Origin of the sequence: Microcoleus sp. S28C3 (assembly GCF_036700785.1) — a bacterium.
GTDB lineage: Bacteria > Cyanobacteriota > Cyanobacteriia > Cyanobacteriales > Microcoleaceae > Microcoleus > Microcoleus asticus.
In genome coordinates, this window is the sequence record NZ_JAUBPO010000046.1 from 36,934 (window position 1) to 58,036 (window position 21,103).

The window sequence follows — 21,103 nt, forward strand, 5'->3', positions numbered from 1 at the left end:
AAATTACACGCTAACTTTAATTTTTTTCTGCCGCAGAGGAATCTCGATCGCAAATTCCGAACCTTCTCCCAATACAGAATTGCAAGAAAGCTTGCCGCCGTGTTTTTCTACTACAATAGAGTGCGAAATAGCCAATCCTAAGCCAGTTCCTTTGCCAATGGGTTTAGTAGTAAAAAATGGGTCAAACAAGCGCTTTTTCACATCTTCGCTCATCCCGGAGCCGCTGTCAGCTATCCGTATCGCAACGCAGTTATTGTCGGTTACTTGGGTGCGAACCGTAATTGCGAGATTTTTGGCGGTGCGATCGGATCTATTCATCTCCATTTCCAATGCGTCTAGCGCATTGCTCAACAAATTCATAAATACTTGATTTAACTGGCCGGGATAACATTCAACTAAAGGCAAATTACCGTATTCTTTAATCACATTAATTGTCGGGCGATCGGGTTTATTTTTCAGGCGGTTTTGCAAAATCAGCAGCGTACTTTCAAGGCCTTGGTGAATGTCAACTTGTTTCATTTCAGCTTCGTCAAGTCTTGAGAAAGTCCGCAGGCTCAAAACTATGTCGCGGATGCGATCTGCTCCGACTTTCATAGATGCTAAAATTTTGGGTAAATCTTCAACAAGATAATCAATTTCAAAGTCTTCTCTTGCCTCTAAAATTCTTGCGGTTGGCTGCGGGTATTCCTTATGGTAAAGTTGCAGAATTTTTAGCAACTTTTGAGTGTATTCGCTGGTGTAGCTGAGATTGCCGTAAATAAAATTAACAGGGTTATTAATTTCGTGGGCGACGCCTGCTACTAACTGTCCCAAACTCGACATTTTTTCACTTTGAATTAATTGAGTTTGGGTGCGTTGGAGTTCGTGCAAAGTTTGTTCTAGCTGTTGAGTTTGAGCTTGAGCTAATCGGGCCGCTGTGCGGGTTTGGGTGTACAGTTCGGCGTGGTCGATCGCGATCGCAATTTGAGCGACCACCGCTTGCATCAGTTCGACTTCCGATTCGCTCCAATTTCGCACGGACATAGCCTGATAGCAGGTAATCACCCCAATATCGCCGGAAGCTGTATGAATTGGCAGCGACAGCACTGAGTTAAAATTTGAAGCCTGGAAAAGTTCGCGCAATTCTACATCTTCAAAAGTGCTGACATCATCAATTCGCAGAATTTCTCGCCGCAAAATCTGTCCCACTACGACACTAGATTTGTCGTCTACAGGATAAGTGCCAAGCATACTCGGCAAATCTGCATTCTTCGCTTCGTAAGTTACGTCCCAAACCGGAGGATTGGTGTTGGGGCGATACCAAGTGAAGATGCACCAATCTAGGTGCATCAGATTGCGAATTTCTTGAACGGCGGTTTCTAAAATCGTGTCTAAATCCAAAGAAGTGCGGATTTGATTGGCAATTTGATTGAGCAGCAGTTCTCGCTGAGCTTGCTGTATGAGCGCTTGTTCCGATCGCACTAAAGTTTCTTCTGCAAGTTTGCGATCCGTTAAATCTTGGATAACTGCTTGGATAATTTTTTCATTTCCCACCTCGATGATTGTCAGCACGACTTCTGCGGGAAAATCAGTACCGTCTAAGCGCTGGTGAACCCAATCAAAACGGTGGTTTCCCCGCTCAAAGGCGAGATCTATCACTTCGTTAACCAAGCTCAAAGAATCTCTGCCGTTAGGTTGGAAAGGAGGCGACAGTTGGCCGGGGTTTTTGCCGTACAACTGTTGCGGGGTAGTGCAGCCAAATAGTTTTAGGGTGGCTGTGTTGGCATCGGTGATGGCATTGTCACATAACATAAAAACAGGCAAACTGGTTAATTCGTATAGCGATCGAAATTTGGCTTCCGACTGCTGCAATGCGGCTTCTGTTTGCTTGCGATCGGTAATGTCGGCAACCATTGCCAAAGCACCCACATAGCATCCCTGTTTGTCTGCCAAAGATTTAGTAGAAACTATCGCCCACAAGTCGCTGCCGTCTCGGCGACGGAACTTAAAATCGTGCTGTTCGTTAATTCCTTGACGGCGGCGGTCGAGACTGATTTGTGCGATCGCCATGCCTTCTGCATCCATGAAAGCAAATAGCGACTCTCCGCTCATTTCCTCTGGGGTGCAGCCGAGCATATCGGCCATTTTTTGGTTGACAAAAGTAGTTTTTCCCTCCGCATCTACGATCCAAATTCCTTCGTCGGCTGTCTCGACAATGCACCTGTATTTTTCCTCGCTTTCCTTGAGGGCTTCTTCGGCTAATTGGCGAGCCGTAATGTTTTGAGTCATTAGCAATCCGCCGATGATTTCTTGCCGTTCGTTTCTGAGTGGCAAAGCATAACCGAGGTAAACGCGATCGCTGTAAATAATTTGTGTAACAACTGTTTTTCCTGCCAGTGCTGCCCGATAAGTTGGTTCGAGATAAGCGCAAACATCTGGATCGAATACATCCCAGATTGTCTTGCCTTCCATCAACTCTTTAGAAAGCCCCACTGCTGCTAATTCTGTACCTTCTACTAGCGTGTAGCGCAGTTCTGGATCGAACAACATCACCGCACCGTTAGGAAAGTTGCTTGCCATCGTGCGGTAAAGCTGTTCGCTTTTTTGGAGTGCAGCTTCTGCAAGTTTGCGATCGCTAATGTCAACTACGACTGCACCGATGCCGATCGCTTCGCCATCTTTGTCGAGCAGGGGAAAATAAGAGCCTGTCAGGTGTCGGACTAACCCCGGTTGTCTTGGATTTTCACAACTCATCTCGATGTTAATTAGGGGTTGTTTCGTTCTCAAAATTTGTTCGTATAAAGGCTCTACAATTGGAGCGATATTCGGCAATATTTCGCGTACAGTTTTGCCGATGTGCTCTGCTGGACTCAGGGAATTTATTTCTGCTATAAATTGATTAACTTGCACGTACCGCAGTTGGGAGTCCAAAATGCAAAGCCCCGCCGGCGCCTCCTTAAAAAAGGCATCAAATAGTGCTTGTCTCTGTGCTAATTCTTGTTCTAAAGCTTTGCGAGCGCTGAGATCTGTTAAATAGCAAATCATCCCGACAACTTCTCCCGTGCTGTCTTTCAATAGCGAAAGCATCAGGTGCGAGTAAAAATTTTCTCCCGATTTACGGCGTGTTATAACTTCTATTTCTGGCTCGCCTTTTTTTTGTAGCGGTTTGATGACTTGATCTAACAAAAATTCGTGCTGTTCTGGCGAGTAAATTAGAGAAATGTGCTGTCCGATAGCCTCAGTTTTTTGATAGCCGTATAACTTTTGGGAGGCTTGATTCCAAATGCCGATCGAGCCTTCTATATCTGTAGAAATCACCGACTCCTGAATTTGATCGATAATTTGACTTTGGAGACGCAATTTTTCTTTGGTCTGTTCCAGTTCGGCGATTTTTTCTTCGAGTAGTTTCTGAGTTTTTGCCAGTTCGGCAGTCTGCTTTGCGAGCAATTTTTCTAGATGTGAATTGCTGTGCGGGGGCGCTGATTCCAGCGGATCGCTATTTTCATGCTGAGGATTAAAAATTTCTTCAGCAGTCAACCAAATCGCGCACTCTCCCCCTGTTTCAATTACCCGCTCGCAAACTCGCACGGGTACGAGATGGTTGTTTTTATGTTTGTATGCTGCTTCGCACAGGTGCGTGTGGCTATTTTTTGCTTGACATTCTAGAGATTTTTCTGGGCGCGCGCACTGTGTTTGCTGAATTTCCCAGTAGTTGAGGTGGAGAGTTTCTGCAACTGTGTGGCCGATAATACTTGCAAAAGCTGGATTTACGTCGAGAAAAGTCCCGTCCGTCCGGCACAATGCCAACCCGATCGGGCTGAGTTCTAACAATTGGCGGCGGGAGCGATCGCGCTTGGCTTTTCTTAACTGGCTTTGCATCTGACATAGCTGGGCTTGAGTTATTTAATTATATCTTTTTATATTGTGTATTGCTGTGACTTTTATCCTTGATTAAGCAAGAGAGAAGAAGGAAGTTCGGCAACGGATTGTATAACGGATGTAACGGATGTAACGGATGGATGCTGAGGTTCGAGGGAAGAAGGAAGAGGTTCGAGGTTCGAGGTTCGAGGGTAGTTCGGCAACGATCCCTGTACTGAATTTAACGGATGGATGTTGAGGAAAAAGACAGGATGGGGAAACAAAAATGAGTAATAATCAACGGGGAGGAGGAAAGAGGGAATGAGAAGAAACCAGAAAAATTACAAAAGAAGAAGTACAAAACTGGTACAAAGACCATTAATTTATACATAGTATCTTCCCTCGCACCTTTTTCCTTCTTCCTTCTTCCCTCTTCCTTCTTCCTTCTTCCCTCTTCCTTCTTCCTTCTTCCTTCTTCCCTCTTCCTTCTTCCCTCTTCCTTCTTCCTTCTTCCCTCTTCCTTCTTCCTTCTTCCTTCAATTAATCGCGGGCAATACCTTCGGATCTGGCCGCCAACTGTACTGCACCGGCGACAGCAATGGCAACTCTTTCGTCAAAAACCGACGGTATAATGTGCTCTTTGTCAAGCTGGGAAGGGCTGACTAAAGAGGCGATCGCGTAAGCTGCTTCCAAATACATACTGGGTGTAATCGTGGCAGCTTTGCAGTCCAAAGCACCTCGAAATATTCCCGGAAATGCCAAAACATTGTTAATTTGATTCGGGTAGTCACTGCGTCCGGTGGCAATGATTACCCCATCATCCACAATTAATTCTGGCTGAATTTCGGGAATGGGATTTGCCATTGCAAAAACAATGGGATTTTCGGCCATCAAACGCACCATCGCACGGGTGAGCACGCCTGGGGCGCTGACCCCTAAAAATACATCGGCACCGGCGATCGCATCTTCCAAAGTACCGCTCGAAGCCACAGCAAATTCTAGTTTTTCTGGGTTCATATCCGTGCGGTCTTGGGAGAGGACGCCTTTGGAGTCGCACATGATGATGTTTTCCGCACCTGCTTTACGCAGCAACCGGGCGATCGCGACTCCTGCCGCACCGGCTCCGTTAATCACGATACACACTTCTGCTATGGTTTTTTTGACGATTTTCAAGGCATTAATTAATGCTGCCAAACTGACAATCGCAGTGCCGTGCTGGTCGTCGTGAAAAATCGGAATATCTAAGGTTTCCCGCAATCTTGCTTCGATTTCAAAGCAGCGGGGAGAAGAAATATCTTCGAGGTTAACGCCACCAAAAACCGGGGCGATATTCTGCACTGTGCGAATAATTTCCTCGGTATCTTGGGTATTCAAACAGATAGGAAAGGCGTCAATACCTGCAAATTCTTTAAATAGCATGGCTTTGCCTTCCATAACTGGCAGTGCGGCGGCAGGGCCGAGGTTTCCCAGTCCCAAAACTGCGCTACCGTCGGTAACAATGGCAACAGTATTTTGTTTGATTGTGAGGTTGTAAACTTGTTCGGGGTCATTGGCGATCGCAGTGCAGATGCGGCCGACTCCAGGGGTGTATGCCATTGCCAAATCAGACTGGCGTTTGAGGGAAATTTTGCTAACTACGCTGATTTTTCCGCCGCGGTGCAAGTTGAAAGTGCGATCGTACACATCGATCACTTTAATATCAGGCAGCGCTTTCACTGCTTGGAGTATTTCTTCGTTGTGCTCGATGCTGTAAGCATCGACGGTGATATCGCGAACTGTAGTGGCGCGGGTTTGCTCGATCAAGTCAATTTGGCCGAAGTTGCCGCCGACAGATGCGATCGCGCTGGTAACTTTTGCCAGCATTCCCGGCTGGTTCGGCAGAGCAACCCGAATTGTTAAACTAAAGCTGGGATTTGGTGTCAGTTTTACCATGATGCCTTGATTTCAGATTTGAGAATTTCAATCTTAGATTTTATCGCCAATGTTAGGCATAAAATTTAATAATTCAAATTTTCAACTTAAATTTTTAACAAATTCTATGAGCCTGTGATACGATCGCTCTGCACTGCCAAGGGTGTCGCTGGAAAACTCATCTTTTTTTGAGTTGAGCTTTGCTTTGTGTATAGCTTGTGACTCGCCCACAAACAGCCTATTTTCTGTCAACTTCGCCGCGAACCGCGAATAGGAAGCGCGGGGCTAGAAACCTGATTTCTGAGGTAAACGCGCGCAAGTCTTATCTATTTTTGAGAATATTTCTGCTTATTCTGAACACGAGCAGATATTGCGCAAAACTCTATTTTCCAGCGATACCGCCTAATTTCTGCTGCTGTCTTTTGAAGCGAGACACCCAGAAGAGTTGATGCGGCTTTTTGATGGCCTTTATTGGGAAGGTAAAAAGTAGATGCACGGCTGTTTGAGCCTGCAGGTAAAAATCTGAGCGACTGACAAGCGGGCATTTGATATATATATTTTGCCTGCTTGTTTAACACTTGCCAAGGATTGCGAGTGCAACCTGGCAAACGATCTAATTACCTGCACTCTTTGCCCGATAATTCCAGGGACTGTAACTAACAGACAATCTACCCCGCGCCGGCACAGGCACAGGTTCAGCCGAACCGTGTACAGTTGCTGGTTGCTAACTGTCAATTTTATCGATCGGCCGCAGCATCGGCCCATATAATTGTAAAGAATTTGCAAGCCAGACAATCTGGGGGAACTTTTTCTAAGTCTTGCAGATCTACTGGTTGCTCTGCTTCGCTACCGGGGGGAACTATGCACAGAGCAACTTGTCCGACTCCTGCCATGAGTTCGGCAACTCGCTCCAAAATACTGTCCATTTTTTCAATTAGTTGCTCTGCTGCATCCAGACTCGGCGCGATGATGAAAAAGGTTTTGACTCCATCGGGACAGGGAGCGAAGCCGAGAGTACACTCTCGTAATAGTGCTTGGGTGGAGAGACTGAAACCGTCGTAGAAGCGATCGATTACTGCTTGATAAAAGGCTTGAGTCAGAGAACGATCGCCAAAAATAGGTTGAGATAACATAACTACTTCCTTTCGTAGGATTTTTGGGAGCCTTGAAAAAATTTTAACATACCTTAATGTAAGGGATTTAACAAAATGATTTAGCGATCGAGATCATGGACTTGATGTGACATTTTTTAATTTGTGTAGCGATCGCAACTGTGATAAAATGTACTCTGTGTTACCACTGCCAGTGATTTTGATCGCATCAGCAGCTCACAGCTAACTACAAAATTTCCTAGTAACTGGGGAGAGGGGGAGAGGGGGAGAGGAGGAGAGGGAGAGAGGGAAATTACGTAAGTAGTAAGAGTATTATTGGCAAAAAGTGCTTAATTTAGAGTTTAAAATAAACATCCAATCAAAATATTAAACATGAACTCGATCGCCCAACAGTTAAAAGCAAGATTTGAAAAAGCATTCACCGCTGCATTCGGCGAAAGTTATGCAGGTGCAGATCCGATGCTAGCCGCCGCCAGCAATCCCAACTTTGGAGACTTTCAGTGCAACGCGGCGATGAGTTTGGGGAAAAAGTTAGGAAAGCCCCCACGGGCGATCGCCTCGACAATTATCGAGAACCTAGATATTGCTGACATCTGCGAAACCCCAGAAATTGCCGGGCCAGGTTTTATCAATTTGAAGCTGAAACCGGCTTATTTGGAAGCGCAAATTAGTGCGATCGCCGGCGACTCGCGTTTGGGGATTGAACCGGCGAAAACGCCTCAGACAATTGCGATCGATTTTTCGAGTCCGAATATAGCCAAAGAAATGCACGTCGGACACTTGCGATCGACAATCATCGGAGATGCGATCGCCCGCACCCTCGAATTTCAAGGCCACGACGTACTCCGAATCAACCACATCGGCGACTGGGGCACGCAATTCGGAATGCTGATCGCATATTTGCGCGAAGTTCACCCCGAAGCCCTCACAACCGCTGACGCCCTAGACTTAGGAGATTTAGTCGCATTTTACCGCCAAGCAAAACAGCGTTTTGACACAGACGAAACCTTCAAAGAAACCGCCCGCCAAGAAGTAGTAAAACTGCAAGCAGGCGCCGAAGACACCCGCCGCGCTTGGAAATTGCTGTGCGATCAATCTCGCCGCGAATTCCAAGTAATCTACGACTTGCTCGATATCAAATTAACCGAACGCGGCGAATCGTTTTACAATCCATTATTGCCCGCAGTAGTCGAAGATTTAACCAACTTAGGTTTGCTAGTAGAAAGTGACGGGGCGAAATGCGTTTTTGTAGACGGTTTCACCAACAAAGAAGGCGAACCGCTGCCGCTAATAGTCCAAAAAACCGACGGCGGCTACAATTACGCCACAACAGATTTAGCAGCCGTGCGCTACCGCATCCAAAAAGACAATGCAAAGCGCTTAATTTACGTCACAGATTCAGGACAAGCCAACCATTTTGCCCAAGTATTTGCAGTTGCGAAAAAAGCTGGTTGGATTCCTGAAGATGTCGAGATTGTCCACATTCCCTTCGGTTTGGTATTGGGAGAAGACGGCAAAAAACTCAAAACTCGTTCTGGGGAAACAGTGCGGTTGCAGGATTTGTTAGATGAGGCGATCGTCCGCGCCCGCAAAGATTTAGAAGAGAGATTAGTCACAGAAGAAAGACAGGAAACTGAAGAGTTTATAGCTAACGTAGCTCGCGTAGTTGGTTTGAGTGCAGTTAAGTATGCCGATTTAAGTCAAAACCGCGCCAGCAACTATGTATTTAGTTACGACAAAATGCTAGCATTGCAAGGAAATACCGCTCCTTATATGTTATATGTCTACGCGCGCGTGCAGGGAATTCGCCGCAACGGTGAGATTAATTTCGATAATTTAGATGCTGATGCGAAAGTAATTTTGGAGTCGGATGCGGAGTTAGTTTTAGCCAAGCATTTATTGCAGTTGAGTGAAGTGATCAATGCTGCTGGCGGCGATTTGTTGCCGAATCGGATTTGTCAGTATTTGTTTGAATTGAGTCAGAAATTAAATCAATTTTACGAGCAGTGTCCGGTGTTGAAAGCTGAGGAACCGTTGCGAACTTCACGGTTAATTTTGTGCGACTTGACAGCGAGGACTGTGAAGTTGGGGTTAGGATTGTTAGGGATTCAAGTATTAGAAAGGATGTGATATCAGGTTTGTAGTAAGGACTGTAGGATTTACGCAATTGTCACAATTAGTAAGATGCGTCAGAGCTCGAAACCCTAAATAATTGTTAGAGAAACTCACCTGACGCACCCTACAGCTCAATCTAATTTTAGATTGCCCATTTTAGATTCAAGATACTAATAAAATCTAAAATCTAAAATCTAAAATCTAAAATTACCAATTACCCATTACAAAATTGCGAAGTTTGCGATCGATATACCTCGTACATCAGCAAACTTCCCGCTACCCCGAGATTCAAAGAATCTGCCGCACCTAGCATCGGAATCCGCACTAAATGCTGGCAGAAATCCCGCTGTTGCTTAGTCAGGCCTTGACGCTCTTCGCCGAGGAACAGCACGGTCGATCGAGGATAATTGAAAGAGTGAAAATCAGCAGCGCCGTCAGGCGACGCGCCGACGCCGTGACAGCCGTGGTGACACATCCAGCGACTCAGCGCCCGGAAGTCCGTGCGGACGAACTTTTGGGCGAACAGCCCGCCCATCGAGGCCCGCACGGCGTCTGCATCAAACGGATCTGCACGCCCTCCGACGAAAATGAACCCAGCGCCGCCGACAGCTTCCGACGTGCGGATCAAAGTCCCCAAATTCCCTGGCGATCGCACGTTTTCCAACACTACCCAGCACAAGTCAGCTTGGGGGGATATATCGTCCAATTTAAACCATCGCTGGCGGACGATCGCGCCCACACCAGAAGCGCGTTCGGTTTTGCAAACGCGCCGGAATTGTTCAGGTGTGACAGAAATAGTGGGAATTCCGGAACGGCGGGCGCTGCGAACCATTTTTCGGGCAAGTGGCGCGATGAGCAATTTTTCGCTGAACATGATTGCTGAAATCTGGAAACGGCGATCGATTACCTGCACGAAATTGCGAACGCCTTCAATGTAAAACAGGCTGTGGGTATCGCGGTAGGCGCGATCGAACTGAAGTCTTTCGATTCTCACCAGAGTAGCCTCAACCTCTGGTCGATCGAGGCTGGAACTTTTAGTACCAGCCATCCTCCTTCTGCGGAGCCATGAGGCTCCCTACAAGCGAGATTTGAAATAACATAAATTGTTACAGAAATATCTCTGTAGAACTCAACTTTAATTATTTATAACACGCTGTGACTGCAGCGCAACAGATTCATCGAAATAAATTCCATCCCACAGTTCAAAAAGCGGTAAAGTCGGCCCTGTTCTTGCTTCGTGCCATCCTTGACGAAAACACTCTTCGGCTGACTTCAGCGGTTCCTCATCAGCAAGAACAATAATGCGAACTCGGCGATCGGCAAATTTTGCCGATTGGGCGAGAAATCCTTCCCAAATTCCCTATAATTCTAACTCTTCTGCTGTCATTGCTTTGATTCTTTTTAAAATTAGAATTTAGTTAATTGTAGCGCATTTCTCAAATCGAGTATTTACGGCTTTTTGTTAACAATCAAGCTCTCCAGGAGGCATTTAAACATTGTTACCACAATTTGGCGATCGTTATCTCTGACAAAAATATCGTAATTGGGACTTGAGTTAATTTCAATCAACCAATATGCTCCCTTTTTATCGAGTGCTATATCAAGCCCAGCATAATTAATCGCAATTTCAGCAAAAACAGGTTTAACAATATCTTCAATCTCAGACATGAGAGTGGGGTTAATTATATGTTTGGCTTTTGCACCTTCCCAGTGCAGCGGGCTTAAATTTCCCGCAAATTTAGCCTGAGATTTGTCTTTATCGTACAGCAAAACTAGCTTTTCTTTGCAGAATACAGCCCGATATTCGTGGGCAATTTCGATATATTCTTGAGCTAGGGCCACATAGTCATAATCTTTGCTGTTGACGTTAAATATAATTTCTAGGGCTTCTTTGATTTGCACTCTAGTTTTACATAAAAAAACATTGTTGCCACCAGCACCGCGATTTCTTTTGAGAATCACCGGGAAAGCGAACTTTTTGTTTACTTCTAAAACTATTGATTCAATATCTGGGAAACTCAAATACTTTTTATACTTCTCCTCGCAGTGAGGCGAGACAAAACCGAGAGTTCTGGGAGTATTTATTTTGCCGTTTAATAGTTGATAGGTATATTCTTTGTCTTTAAAAATCTCTGCTACTGACGCGCTGTTAAATGGCGTCATGTAATTGACAAAATAATATTCTTCGCCGCCCTGTTTCAGTCTAATCAAGTTTTGGGAAGGATGCAGGATTTCGTAAGGGATATTTAATTCCTCACAAGCTGCCACCAGGATTTGAATATTGGTTAGCATAAAATGCAATTTCAATTGTGAATTTTAACTTTAGTATCCACCATTACTCAATATTCTGCCACTCGCGAGCATCCACAAATCTCGACAAATGCTTCACATTTGTTGTAGCAATAACAACCGCTTCTCCACCTTCACCAACCAGCAAACCTTGAGCCGCTAAAATCACATCTCCATCAAGTTCTTTCGGGTCTGCAGTCGGGATTCCTGCTTGACGGGATTCGGCCCACAACTGAGCCGCCTTGAGAATTACTGGCGTTGTTATCGGCAAGTATTCAAGCAAGTGTGATTTGCAGTCATCAAGGCGCCTGATACCTGCCAGCTTATTTGCCCGCAATAACTCGCGCCGCACTTCATAATCTGCTATTTCGGGTAAAATCATCCTGTAACCTTTTAATAGCAAAGATTCTACCCAATTTTGGCACTCTAAAGTCACAGGCGACCCCTTGGGATTCGTTAATATTCCCAGAGGCCCCGAATCAAATAAAACTATCATTTTTATTGCCCAAATATCGACCTGTTAGAAGAAAGTCGATCTTAATCTAATACTTTTTGCAAATATTCAAAAGTCTCTGTTTGTTCCTCAGGGTCTCCTTCTTCTCGCCATTTTCTCAACCACTCTATCGCTGCTGAATTTCTCTGCATTTGTTCTTCCTTCGTTCTGGCAGGAAGCACGGCAGATGATTTTATCTGCATTTGTTCTTCCTCCGTTCTGGGAGGAAGCAAGGCAGATGATTTTATAGGAGCATTATATAATAATGCTTTAAGAACTTCACTTGAAATTGTCTTTATTCGTTCCTCGCCATTTCCTTTTTTTCGCCGCTTCGACAACGGCTCTCTTTCTGCTAAATTTCCCTGCGTTTGTTCTTCCTTCGTTCTAGCAGAAAACACGGTATATGATTTTTGATTCGCGGTGTTTAGCCAATTAATCAGCCGTCGATCTACTACTTCCGCAATAATCGCTTTCAATTCTTCAACTGTTAAATCTGCTACTCGTTTGGCTTTCATTTTGTTGCCTCCTGGCGTACAAATAATGTTAACAATTTGAGATTCGAGAACTTGCAATTCTCAAATCTCAAATTCGAGTTCCCTCTCAACCGAACAACCGCTGCTGTCCGTTGGCGGCATCTTTCCCGGCATAAATCTCGCGCGTTCCCTTGGGAATGTAAATCCAATCGAATTCTTGCAAGCGGTTTGTCAAATTGGAAATGCTCACTCCCAATTCATCTCTCATTTTGTATAAATGCGACCACTTAGTTAAATCGCGTCCCTGTCTTTTTTCCTCCAAAATACACCGAGGCATCAACAAACAGCTTGCAAAATATTGCGCTTGCCATTCGATCGACAAAACCTTATTATCAGCACTCGCACCCCGACAAACAAACGGTTCCTCGACATCCAGGGCGGTTTTTCCTTCATTGCCCAAGTTTAATTCCAACTGTTCGACAGTGCCGTCTGCTTCGTCTTGATTGACGTGTAGCACCCAGTGTCCGATTTCGTGGGCGATCGTCGATTCGATGAAGCCCGGCGGTTTTTCGAGAATCTGTTCGTTGATTTCGATTAACCGCTGCTGCGGCAAAATCCTCGCGGCGATCGCACCTTCTTCATCCGGCTCAATGCACTCCCAAACTACCCCCAAATCCAGAAAATCAGCAACCGTTGTCGCATCAAAAGGCCATCTCGGAGCAAAATTTTGCGTTTTCTGCATCTGCATTAAGATGTCATTTGCCAAACGCTCGATCGTTTCTTTGGGATAGAAGCAATACGGCTTAAAAATACTCACTATGAGGGGCCTCTCTTACGCTTCAAAAGACTGTTTGAGCCAATCTGGATTTTCTTGCATCCGGCGGAAAAGAGCCTGCATTTCCTTCGGATTCTGCTTCAGCAGCGCTTCGTACTGCTGCGGCAGTCTCCCCGCCAAGAAAATCAATTCCTCTTCGTTTATGTCTAGATTCCGCGCTAATGCTCGGATTACGTCCTCTTTTGGCGCATAATCGGCTCGATCGTTCTCCAACTTCGACAAATAAGTAAAGTCCACACTTAGCATAGCTGCAAGCTCACGTTGTGAGTAAGCTTTGTCCTTGCGAGCTTGACGGATCAGTCTTCCAAATGTTTGTTCCACGGTTTTTTGCCTCCTGACAAGCATTCTAGCCTGTTTTGATGAAAAGTTCAACAAAACACTTGACGGGAAAATCAACCCGCGCTACCATGAGGTTAGTTGACGGTTTAATCAACTAAATTAACCGCCCTGGTAGGGTCAAAAGGGTAAATTATCCCAGGAAACAGCTACATATAGCGCCTTTAAATTCAGAGGAGTGAGAAGCGCTGGGCGTCAAAACGCTTGTACGCAGCAAATAAGGAGGAGCAGATCGCAAATGCTGAGAACCTGGACAGACACGCATTACAAGCTCGAAGACGATGACTGGCTATACATCGCCACCCACGAAGAACAAAGCTCAGCCTCACTGGTTTGTCCCGGCTACGCGCGGGATGGCGAAGGCTTCAGCATCCACTTCACCCCAGCGCACTTAGAAACGTTAGAGCATTTGCTCGCCGCGCTGCGGATTATCAAAGCTCAACAAGAGGCGATGCTTGAGTATACCTATCCAGAACCAAAAGCGACAACACATCTGATTAGGTAATCGAAGTTCGGCCACGAGCAATGTACGAGATTTAACGGATTACCAATTACCAATTCCCGGTAAAGCAGCAATAAATAAATAAGGAAAAACGAACCATGACTAAAACACAAGAAAGACCTACATTTTCAGTATTTGGTGCCAAACCGAGCAATGCTTTGCTAGTACCGGAAATACCGATCGCCGTCCGCAATAACTGCCAAAGCGGCCAGTGGGCGATCGGCGACACCGACTACGGTTCCAAGTGTTCCATGACAATCCTCAAATTCTCCAAATTCTTCGGTTCCCTCGGTCAAACTTCCCACACACTGTGGGGTCAACTGTGGTTTGTCGCAGAAAGTGGCGAATTGCCGCAAGGAGTTGTCATGGTGACCTACATCAAAAACCGCAGCTTGAACGATTTTAACCGCTTGGTAGCATCAGTTCAATCTCGCGGCGTAGAGCCTGCAACCGGGATTTTTATTCCCGAATTTGTCAAGCATTCCGGTCAGAAACCAGACGACAGCGGAGTAGTAAAACCGATTAACTACTACAGCTTGAAATGGTCTTGGAACGAGCGAAAAGATTGGGCGGTTATCGACCAAGCCGCAGCAGTTTTGTCAGATTCTAGCAATCAATCGCGGATGATTGACTTAGAAGGAACAAAAGCTATGGTGTGTTTAGATAACCTGCCGGCGCAGCAAATTGCCTGCTTGATGGCTGCTCACGCTAGCGGTGAAAGCGATGCTATGGCTTTGAATTCCAACGGCAGTATGTCGCTACCGCCAGCCGAAGACCAATTAACTGCTGACTTGTTCTAATTTTGTTGTAAAGGCGCGATTTAATCGCGCCTTTACCATAACTGTTACCACAGACTGAAATGAAGAAATTAACCAACCTGAAAACCAAACCAAACCTGCAAGAAAGCCGTTTGAAAGAGAATCTTGAGCTGCTAGACCAAATTCGGACAGACGCAGTTAACGACATCGAAAGTCTCACCGAAGACTTCCAACACATGACTTTAGTTGCCGAATCAGTCCAGCGGAATTACCGAGCTTTGTTAGCCGAAAATCAATTGCTAAAAGGTACACTTTTGAGTATAATTGATGAGTGCGATTGCAGGGAAGGAAATCGGTGCGATCGCTGCTGGAAAATTCTCAAAACTCTAGCCAGCGCCAATCCAGAAGAAAAATCAGATGCCGCCAGAAAATACCAAGCCATTCTCAGCCAACTCCGCAACTCACAATAACTGAAAACGTCTCACTCAAAAGTCTCGAAAAGTTAGAATCAGGAGAAAAAGCATTATGACACTAGCACCTGCCAAAGATAGCAAAGCCCAAATTTTGCAAAACTTTCTGCAGATTTTAGCCGACAAAAAAAAGATCGAATCCAAAGTCGAAACCAAAGAACAGTCAGCCGAAAAAGCCAAAAACAAACAAGTCCTAGAAGTCGCTTCCACCTACACAATTGACAGCATCGTCAAAGGCTTAGCAGACTTGCAATTAGATTTCGGCAGCATCACCAGCGGACTTTCCGAAAAACTGAAGGCGGAATCTTCAAAATTAGACGAATTAAAACGCGCGATCGAAATAGAAGCCGAACAATTGCAAGAGTTGCAGCAAATCAGAGTTGTAGCAGACGCCCTCCACATTTTAACTCAAGAGCACCGAGAAAAATTGACTCTGCTCGAACAAAACAGCGCCAACCAGCGCGAAATTATCGAAAAAGACACGACCCAAAAACGCAAGGTTTGGGAAAAAGAACAGCAAGAATTTGATGCAGCAGTTCAAGAAGAAACTGCACTCATAACTAAAGACCGTCAGGAAGAAACAGCCGATTACCAATACGAATTACAGCGCACCCGCAAAATCGAAACCGACGAATACGAAGAAACTAAGCGCAAACTAGAACGGCATTTGCAAGAATCTACCCGCGAAAAAGAAAAAAATTGGGTGGAACGAGAAAAAGTCCTCAGCGACAATCAAGCGGAGTTTGAAGAGAATCAAAGAAAAGCCGCCGGATTTGAAGAAGAGCTCAAACAGGCTTATGTCAAAGCCAAAGAAGAAGCAATTCAAGAAGTTTCCCGCGAAGCTAAAGTCAAGGCAGATTTAGTGGATAAAGAATGGGAAGGAAGCAAGCAGGGATATGAATTGAAAGTGCAATCTCTACAGCAGACAATTGGGCGACAAACCGAACAAATTGCCGAAATTTCCGCGCAACTGCAAGCCACGATGAAGCAAGCGCAAGATTTGGCAATGAAAGCTTTTGCCAGCAAAGCTTAAAACCCAGTAGGGTGTGCAATGCCCATCTTACGCAAAAATGACAGAAATTTTCCCAACTATTAAGGAATGAAAAGTCATGAACAAAAGAGTTAGCGACAAAAGCACCAAGGCTGAAATTTTAGAAGCGTACAAGGAAGCAGCGCAAGAAAAAGCGCAGCTAGAATCGCAAATCCAACAGCTAAACGCTTCCCAAAAGCAAACAGCAGCCCCAGAAAAACCTATTGTGGAGGCACAAAAACCAATGGCTTTAACTCAAAATCCACAAAAAATGCAGTCCACAATCGACAATTTAATCTTACTGCAATTTAGCTTTGGTGGCGCTGTCAGCGAGTTGTCGGAGAAATTAACTTCGGAAGCTGCTAAAGTCGAAGAATTGCGGCGCACTGTGGGCGAGGAAATTCAACAACTGCAAGAGTTGCACAGTTTAGAAGATGTTGCAGAAGATACGCTGGACAATTTAATTCAACAGTACGAAGAAAGCGCCAAAACTTTTGCTGGCGAACTCAGCGAACAGCGCGAAACTGTTGAACAGGAATTGTTGGAACGTCGGCAAGCTTGGGAAAAAGAGCAGGAACTCCACAAGTTGGCTATTAAAGAACGCAATGAAAATCACCAAAAAGCTCGCGAGCGTGATGAAGAGTTGTATAATTATGATTTGAATCTTCAGCGAAATCTGGACATCGAAGAATACCAACAGCGCCAGAAAAGGCTGTATCAAGAAATCGAAGAGTTTCAGCAAGAACAGGAAAAACTGTGGGCGGAACGCGAAAAATCTATTTCGGAACGGGAAAAAGTTTATGCTGAGGTGAAAGCTAAGGTAGAAGCTTTCCCGAAAGAATTGGAAGCGAATATCAAGAACGGGAAAGATAACGGTCGCAATATTGGCAATTACCAAGCTAAAGTTAAGGCTGATTTGTCTGCTAAAGATATCGAAGGGCAAAAGCAAAATTATGAACTGCAAATTCAAGGGATGTTGCAGACAATTCAAAATCAAGATGCGCGCCTTGCTAGCTTGTCGAAACAACTCGATTCTGCTTTGAAACAGGTTCAAGATTTGGCGGTGAAGGCGATTGAGGGTTCATCGAATTTGAGTTCTTTCCAAGCAGTGAGGGAAATTGCGATCGAACAAGCGAAGACTCAGCAAAAAAATAAGTAATCCGTAGTCGCTTTAGATACCCGATTTGTTGAAGAAGTCGGGTATCTGGGTATTGAAGGAACACATCACTCGGCGGTTGAAACCGCTACTATACAAACGAAGTCCGCATCGGCGGACTAAGAGAAAGTGCGTATTCTGTGTTGTTAGGTGGGTTTACTTAATTAGCTGGGATTAAGCATTAAGAACGGTTTAAGACTTTTCGCTTGCAGCAGATTTAGGAAACTTGCACTTTACCTCAACTTCTAAGTTGCTTTCTGCTGAACCTTCCGTAATGTAGGGGATGCCGGCTTTTCCACCCATTTTGATGGCAAATTTAAGTGTTACCTCTTCAACCTCAGCCGCACCGAAATCTTTAAAAGCCGTCACAGCATACATAGCATAATTGCGAATTAGCAGGCGAGCTTGGTGCATCCGATTAATTGCATCGCTTCGCACGTCTCTCACCTCATCAAAAGGACTATCGTCCTCTGAGGTTGCGGCTTCGTCAATTGTGACTTCGTACACTTCACCATCTTCTTTAAAAGCAAAACGCTGTAATTCTGACATAATGTTACCTTTTGTTAAGTTTGTGTAGAGTTTGCTTAAAGATCGAGCTTGTTTCCGGAAACTTGAGTTATTCTAACGAGAGAATTAAAACAGCAATTCAGGGTGCGTGTCAACTAAGCCAGTATTTTTAAATTTAGGTTGAACTAAATGGCTCGTTACGCGCTTGTTATCGGCATTACTCAATATCAAAGCTCCAACCTCAAACCCCTCCCGAAAGTGGCTGCTGATGCTGAAGTTGTTGCACGGGTATTAGAGGAATATGGCAAGTATACTGTTACTCGACTGCCACATCGCTGGAACGCTGAGATCCAACGTTTTGAAGTAGCACAGCAAAAAAGTGTTTCTGCTGATGAGGTATGTGAAGCTCTGCAAACTTTGCTCTTGAAACAAGGTACGAAAAGTGATGTACTGATTTATTTTGCCGGTCACGGTCTGACTTTTTTTGATAACTTGGGGGAGCAAAAAGGAGCATTGGCTACTTCCGACTGTCAGGTAGAAATGGTGGGAAGACAGGTGGTCAATTATAAATACGGGATTGATTTGTCAAGCCTCAATCGGCTAATTAAAAAGTCGGATTTGAGCAGTTTGGTAATGTTGTTGGACTGCTGTCATAGTGGATATTTTCTTGAAAGTCAGCTAGTGCAACAAACTTTAACCGCTTTCAGTACACAAAAGGATTATTATTTAATTACGGCTTGCCGGAGTTTTGAGACTGTAAAAGCTTTGGCTGGGGAAGCGCACGCCATTTTTACAGGAGCTTTGCTGAAGGGTTTGGCATCGGAAAATGCTAGTAGAAATGGGCAGGTCAGCGGCGATCGCCTATTTGATTATATCAGCAATGAACTTAAGGGCACTCAGTGGGGGCAAGAAGCGATTCGTATGGGCTGGGGCCGCTGTATTACTCTGGTAACGTATCCCCAACTAGAGACTTCGGCTACTGAAATTAATTTCGATCGCGAAAATCCCTATCTGGGACTCTATGCTTTTGAAGCTGAACAAGAGAAGTATTTTTGCGGCCGGGAGGAAGCAGTTCGGATGCTGATTACTCACTTAACAAATAGCCGTTTTCTATCTGTTATCGGCTACTCGGGTTCGGGCAAATCTTCTTTAATAAAAGCGAGATTGCTGCCAGAGTTAAGTCGGGATATAATTCCTGGCAGCAGTCAGTGGTCAGTTGAATCTTTTACTCCTGGGAAGCACCCCTTGGGAAAACTGGTAGATATTTTAGCTCGGTATCGAGAGCAGAATCAGCCTTTTGTAATTTTTATCGATCAGTTTGAGGAGGTATTTACTCTTTGTGAAGATGAATCTGAGCGACAGAGTTTTATCCGCTTGATTGCAAAGGAGATGAATGATGCAGAGCGAAAGAGCCGGATGATTATTGCAATTCGTGGAGATTTTTTAATTCGCTGCGCTGATTATTCAGACGTTTTAAATTTGATAAATCGCATTCCGCCTAGGACTTATATTGTCAAGTCGCTAGGGATTGAAGAGTTGCCAGAGGCGATCGAGAAACCGGCAGAACTGCACGGGGTAAAATTTGAGCGTGGGTTAGTATCGCATATTGCTCAGGATGTGGCGGGTCAACCGGGAGCATTACCGTTGTTACAATATGCTTTGAAAGAGTTGTGGCGAGTTTGTATTGAAAAACCAGAATTACCAGAGCCGTTACTGACGAGAAAGGGCTATGAAGAAATTGGCGGTGTTCAAGGGGCTTTGGAAAATCGAGCTAATGCGATCTACCAAAGTCTTAGTGATGGCGATCGCATTTTTGTACGCAAGCTGTTTATGGAATTGGTGCAGTTGGGTGAAGGTAAGGAGGTAACGCGCCGGCGGGTTGATTGGGATAGACTAAGGGCGATCGCGGATTCTCCAGAGCAGTTAGAGCAGGTAATTGGGTTGTTGGCTGGGGCGCAGCAGCGTTTAATTATTGTGGATGAAAACACGGTGGAAGTGGCTCACGAAGCTCTGTTGTGCCGGTGGAAGTTACTGAGTAATTGGATTGAAGAGGATCAGGAGAATATTCGGATTAGTCGGCGCTTAGAGATAGCTTGTCGGGAGTGGGAAGAAACTTATGGTAAGTCAGATGATGCGCTGTTGACGGGTGCGCGATTGGCGGAGGTTGAGGAGTGGGAGAAGAGGGTGCAGCGGAATTTGACTGGGGATGAGAGGGAGTTTTTGCAGAAGAGTGTGGGTAGGCGCGATCTGCAAATTCAAGAGCAACTTGACCAAGAACGCCAACTGCGAGAGCTTGCCGAAGCCAAAGCTAAAGCTGAAGCAGAAAAAGCTGAAGAGGAAAGAGCTAAAACTATAGCTCAGATGGAAAGAGCGATCGCGGCAGAAGACAAAGTGAATGCAGAAGCGGCAAGAGCGAGAGAGGCAGAAGCTAGAGTAAGAGTTCAAAAGCAAAGAACGAAATGGGCGATCGCTTCTGGTATCCTTTTAACATTTACTCTTGGCTTGGGACTACTGACTAATGTGCTTGCAAGTCAGAAAAAACAACGGGAGGCGCTCGCTGTAGGAACTTTAATAGGTAAAGCTGAACAACTATTAGATAGCCACAACCAACTTGAAGCAATGGTAGCAAGTCTGGAAGCTCTTAAGCAAATAAAAGCTATAGGAATAGAAGATCATAATGACTTAGTAAGAATTCAAACCTTAGTCTCTAAAGTACGAGAGCGTAATCGTTTACAAGGGCATAGACTGAGTGTAAGCAGTGTCAGCTTTAGCCCAAATGCTAAAGACAACCTGATTGCTTCTAGTGGGCCGGATAAAACAGTAAGGCTTTGGAAAACAGATGGTACTCAAGGGAAGATTCTTAAAGATCATAATGATAAAGTCTGGACTGTAAGTTTTAGTCCTGATGGCCAGTACATTGCTTCTGGAAGTGCTGATAAAACCATAAAAATTTGGCGTAAAGAAGGAACTTTATTCACGACGCTGAAGGGACATCAAGGAGAGATTTCTCATCTTAGCTTTAGCCCAGATGGTCAAACTATTGCTTCCGCTAGTACCGATAGAACTATTAGACTATGGCAGTGGAAAAATACCAGCAATACACCTAAAATATTCAGTGGACATAAAGACGTAGTTTACAGCGTAAAGTTTAGTCCTAACGGTCAACTTCTTGTTTCTGGTAGTGGTGATAAGACCATAAAGCGGTAGTGCCCTGAAGGAAAGGATCGAGAGAATAAAACTGAATTCAAAGAAAAGTAGGCATTTAGAGTTGTAAATTAG

General features: G+C 44.9%; 19 protein-coding genes. 7 read left to right on the top strand and 12 right to left on the bottom strand.

Translation table 11 applies throughout. The features are described from left to right. Nucleotides 1–3 precede the first annotated feature (3 nt). The 5 genes from QUA13_RS15440 to QUA13_RS15460 form a co-directional block, all read right to left on the bottom strand. Nucleotides 4–3,858, bottom strand: coding sequence for a PAS domain S-box protein (locus QUA13_RS15440; protein WP_333199808.1), 3,855 nt, complete (start codon nt 3,856–3,858; stop codon nt 4–6). A 357-nt stretch (nt 3,859–4,215) separates the two neighbouring features. Continuing rightward, the gene (locus QUA13_RS15445; RefSeq protein WP_333199810.1) at nt 4,216–4,377 is read right to left on the bottom strand and encodes a hypothetical protein; all 162 of its coding nucleotides are present in this window, start codon (nt 4,375–4,377) and stop codon (nt 4,216–4,218) included. Next, the gene (locus QUA13_RS15450) at nt 4,378–5,769 is read right to left on the bottom strand and encodes a malic enzyme-like NAD(P)-binding protein (protein WP_333199811.1); all 1,392 of its coding nucleotides are present in this window, start codon (nt 5,767–5,769) and stop codon (nt 4,378–4,380) included. A gap of 305 nt (nt 5,770–6,074) precedes the next feature. Continuing rightward, nucleotides 6,075–6,326: a hypothetical protein gene (locus QUA13_RS15455; RefSeq protein WP_333199813.1), complete on the bottom strand. Its 252-nt coding sequence runs from the start codon at nt 6,324–6,326 to the stop codon at nt 6,075–6,077. A gap of 159 nt (nt 6,327–6,485) precedes the next feature. Then, complete coding sequence (locus tag QUA13_RS15460) at nt 6,486–6,881, bottom strand: hypothetical protein (RefSeq protein WP_333184672.1); 396 nt, start codon at nt 6,879–6,881, stop codon at nt 6,486–6,488. 351 nt (nt 6,882–7,232) lie between these two features. Here QUA13_RS15460 and argS point away from each other — a divergent pair, with 351 nt between their 5' ends. Continuing rightward, entirely contained in the window at nt 7,233–8,990 is a 1,758-nt protein-coding gene (gene argS / locus QUA13_RS15465; RefSeq protein ID WP_333199815.1) for an arginine--tRNA ligase, read from the top strand. Between the two features lie 199 nt (nt 8,991–9,189). Here the strand turns inward: argS and QUA13_RS15470 are convergent, their stop codons facing one another. The 6 genes from QUA13_RS15470 to QUA13_RS15495 all read right to left on the bottom strand — a co-directional run bounded on the left by QUA13_RS15470 (nt 9,190) and on the right by QUA13_RS15495 (nt 13,386). Beyond that, a complete protein-coding gene (locus tag QUA13_RS15470; protein ID WP_333199817.1) occupies nt 9,190–10,023 on the bottom strand; it encodes an RNA methyltransferase in 834 nt (277 codons plus the stop codon). A 401-nt stretch (nt 10,024–10,424) separates the two neighbouring features. Further along, complete coding sequence (locus tag QUA13_RS15475) at nt 10,425–11,267, bottom strand: YheC/YheD family protein (RefSeq protein ID WP_333199819.1); 843 nt, start codon at nt 11,265–11,267, stop codon at nt 10,425–10,427. A gap of 43 nt (nt 11,268–11,310) precedes the next feature. After that, complete coding sequence (locus QUA13_RS15480) at nt 11,311–11,760, bottom strand: nucleic acid-binding protein (RefSeq protein WP_333199821.1); 450 nt, start codon at nt 11,758–11,760, stop codon at nt 11,311–11,313. Nucleotides 11,761–11,801: 41 nt separating this feature from the next. Beyond that, nucleotides 11,802–12,272: a hypothetical protein gene (locus QUA13_RS15485; RefSeq protein ID WP_333199823.1), complete on the bottom strand. Its 471-nt coding sequence runs from the start codon at nt 12,270–12,272 to the stop codon at nt 11,802–11,804. 85 nt (nt 12,273–12,357) lie between these two features. Next, the gene (locus QUA13_RS15490) at nt 12,358–13,047 is read right to left on the bottom strand and encodes an ImmA/IrrE family metallo-endopeptidase (RefSeq protein WP_333199825.1); all 690 of its coding nucleotides are present in this window, start codon (nt 13,045–13,047) and stop codon (nt 12,358–12,360) included. Between the two features lie 15 nt (nt 13,048–13,062). Further along, a complete protein-coding gene (locus tag QUA13_RS15495; protein ID WP_172189318.1) occupies nt 13,063–13,386 on the bottom strand; it encodes a helix-turn-helix domain-containing protein in 324 nt (107 codons plus the stop codon). Nucleotides 13,387–13,639: 253 nt separating this feature from the next. On the opposite strand from QUA13_RS15495, the gene QUA13_RS15500 reads away from it, so the two are divergent. The 5 genes from QUA13_RS15500 (at nt 13,640) to QUA13_RS15520 (ending at nt 17,320) form a co-directional block, all read left to right on the top strand. Next, nucleotides 13,640–13,906, top strand: coding sequence for a hypothetical protein (locus QUA13_RS15500; RefSeq protein ID WP_006634886.1), 267 nt, complete (start codon nt 13,640–13,642; stop codon nt 13,904–13,906). A gap of 95 nt (nt 13,907–14,001) precedes the next feature. Beyond that, nucleotides 14,002–14,703: a hypothetical protein gene (locus QUA13_RS15505; RefSeq protein WP_333199827.1), complete on the top strand. Its 702-nt coding sequence runs from the start codon at nt 14,002–14,004 to the stop codon at nt 14,701–14,703. A gap of 59 nt (nt 14,704–14,762) precedes the next feature. Then, the gene (locus QUA13_RS15510) at nt 14,763–15,131 is read left to right on the top strand and encodes a hypothetical protein (RefSeq protein WP_172189322.1); all 369 of its coding nucleotides are present in this window, start codon (nt 14,763–14,765) and stop codon (nt 15,129–15,131) included. Nucleotides 15,132–15,186: 55 nt separating this feature from the next. Continuing rightward, nucleotides 15,187–16,164: a hypothetical protein gene (locus tag QUA13_RS15515; RefSeq protein WP_333199829.1), complete on the top strand. Its 978-nt coding sequence runs from the start codon at nt 15,187–15,189 to the stop codon at nt 16,162–16,164. A 76-nt stretch (nt 16,165–16,240) separates the two neighbouring features. After that, complete coding sequence (locus tag QUA13_RS15520) at nt 16,241–17,320, top strand: hypothetical protein (RefSeq protein ID WP_333199831.1); 1,080 nt, start codon at nt 16,241–16,243, stop codon at nt 17,318–17,320. A 189-nt stretch (nt 17,321–17,509) separates the two neighbouring features. On the opposite strand, the gene QUA13_RS15525 is transcribed toward QUA13_RS15520, so the two are convergent. Continuing rightward, on the bottom strand, nt 17,510–17,866 hold the full coding sequence (locus tag QUA13_RS15525) for a CU044_2847 family protein (protein WP_333199832.1): 357 nt from the start codon (nt 17,864–17,866) through the stop codon (nt 17,510–17,512). Nucleotides 17,867–18,013: 147 nt separating this feature from the next. On the opposite strand from QUA13_RS15525, the gene QUA13_RS15530 reads away from it, so the two are divergent. Then, a complete protein-coding gene (locus QUA13_RS15530) occupies nt 18,014–21,031 on the top strand; it encodes an nSTAND1 domain-containing NTPase (RefSeq protein WP_333199834.1) in 3,018 nt (1,005 codons plus the stop codon). Nucleotides 21,032–21,103: the final 72 nt, after the last annotated feature.

Bases quoted from the DNA above. Each gene is read 5' to 3' on its own strand.
- QUA13_RS15440 (WP_333199808.1), bottom strand. From the start codon at position 3,858: ATGCAAAGCCAGTTAAGAAAAGCCAAGCGCGATCGCTCCCGCCGCCAA.
- QUA13_RS15450 (WP_333199811.1), bottom strand. From the start codon at position 5,769: ATGGTAAAACTGACACCAAATCCCAGCTTTAGTTTAACAATTCGGGTT.
- QUA13_RS15460 (WP_333184672.1), bottom strand. From the start codon at position 6,881: ATGTTATCTCAACCTATTTTTGGCGATCGTTCTCTGACTCAAGCCTTT.
- argS (WP_333199815.1), top strand. From the start codon at position 7,233: ATGAACTCGATCGCCCAACAGTTAAAAGCAAGATTTGAAAAAGCATTC.
- QUA13_RS15470 (WP_333199817.1), bottom strand. From the start codon at position 10,023: ATGGCTGGTACTAAAAGTTCCAGCCTCGATCGACCAGAGGTTGAGGCT.
- QUA13_RS15475 (WP_333199819.1), bottom strand. From the start codon at position 11,267: ATGCTAACCAATATTCAAATCCTGGTGGCAGCTTGTGAGGAATTAAAT.
- QUA13_RS15480 (WP_333199821.1), bottom strand. From the start codon at position 11,760: ATGATAGTTTTATTTGATTCGGGGCCTCTGGGAATATTAACGAATCCC.
- QUA13_RS15485 (WP_333199823.1), bottom strand. From the start codon at position 12,272: ATGAAAGCCAAACGAGTAGCAGATTTAACAGTTGAAGAATTGAAAGCG.
- QUA13_RS15500 (WP_006634886.1), top strand. From the start codon at position 13,640: ATGCTGAGAACCTGGACAGACACGCATTACAAGCTCGAAGACGATGAC.
- QUA13_RS15505 (WP_333199827.1), top strand. From the start codon at position 14,002: ATGACTAAAACACAAGAAAGACCTACATTTTCAGTATTTGGTGCCAAA.
- QUA13_RS15510 (WP_172189322.1), top strand. From the start codon at position 14,763: ATGAAGAAATTAACCAACCTGAAAACCAAACCAAACCTGCAAGAAAGC.
- QUA13_RS15515 (WP_333199829.1), top strand. From the start codon at position 15,187: ATGACACTAGCACCTGCCAAAGATAGCAAAGCCCAAATTTTGCAAAAC.
- QUA13_RS15520 (WP_333199831.1), top strand. From the start codon at position 16,241: ATGAACAAAAGAGTTAGCGACAAAAGCACCAAGGCTGAAATTTTAGAA.
- QUA13_RS15525 (WP_333199832.1), bottom strand. From the start codon at position 17,866: ATGTCAGAATTACAGCGTTTTGCTTTTAAAGAAGATGGTGAAGTGTAC.
- QUA13_RS15530 (WP_333199834.1), top strand. From the start codon at position 18,014: ATGGCTCGTTACGCGCTTGTTATCGGCATTACTCAATATCAAAGCTCC.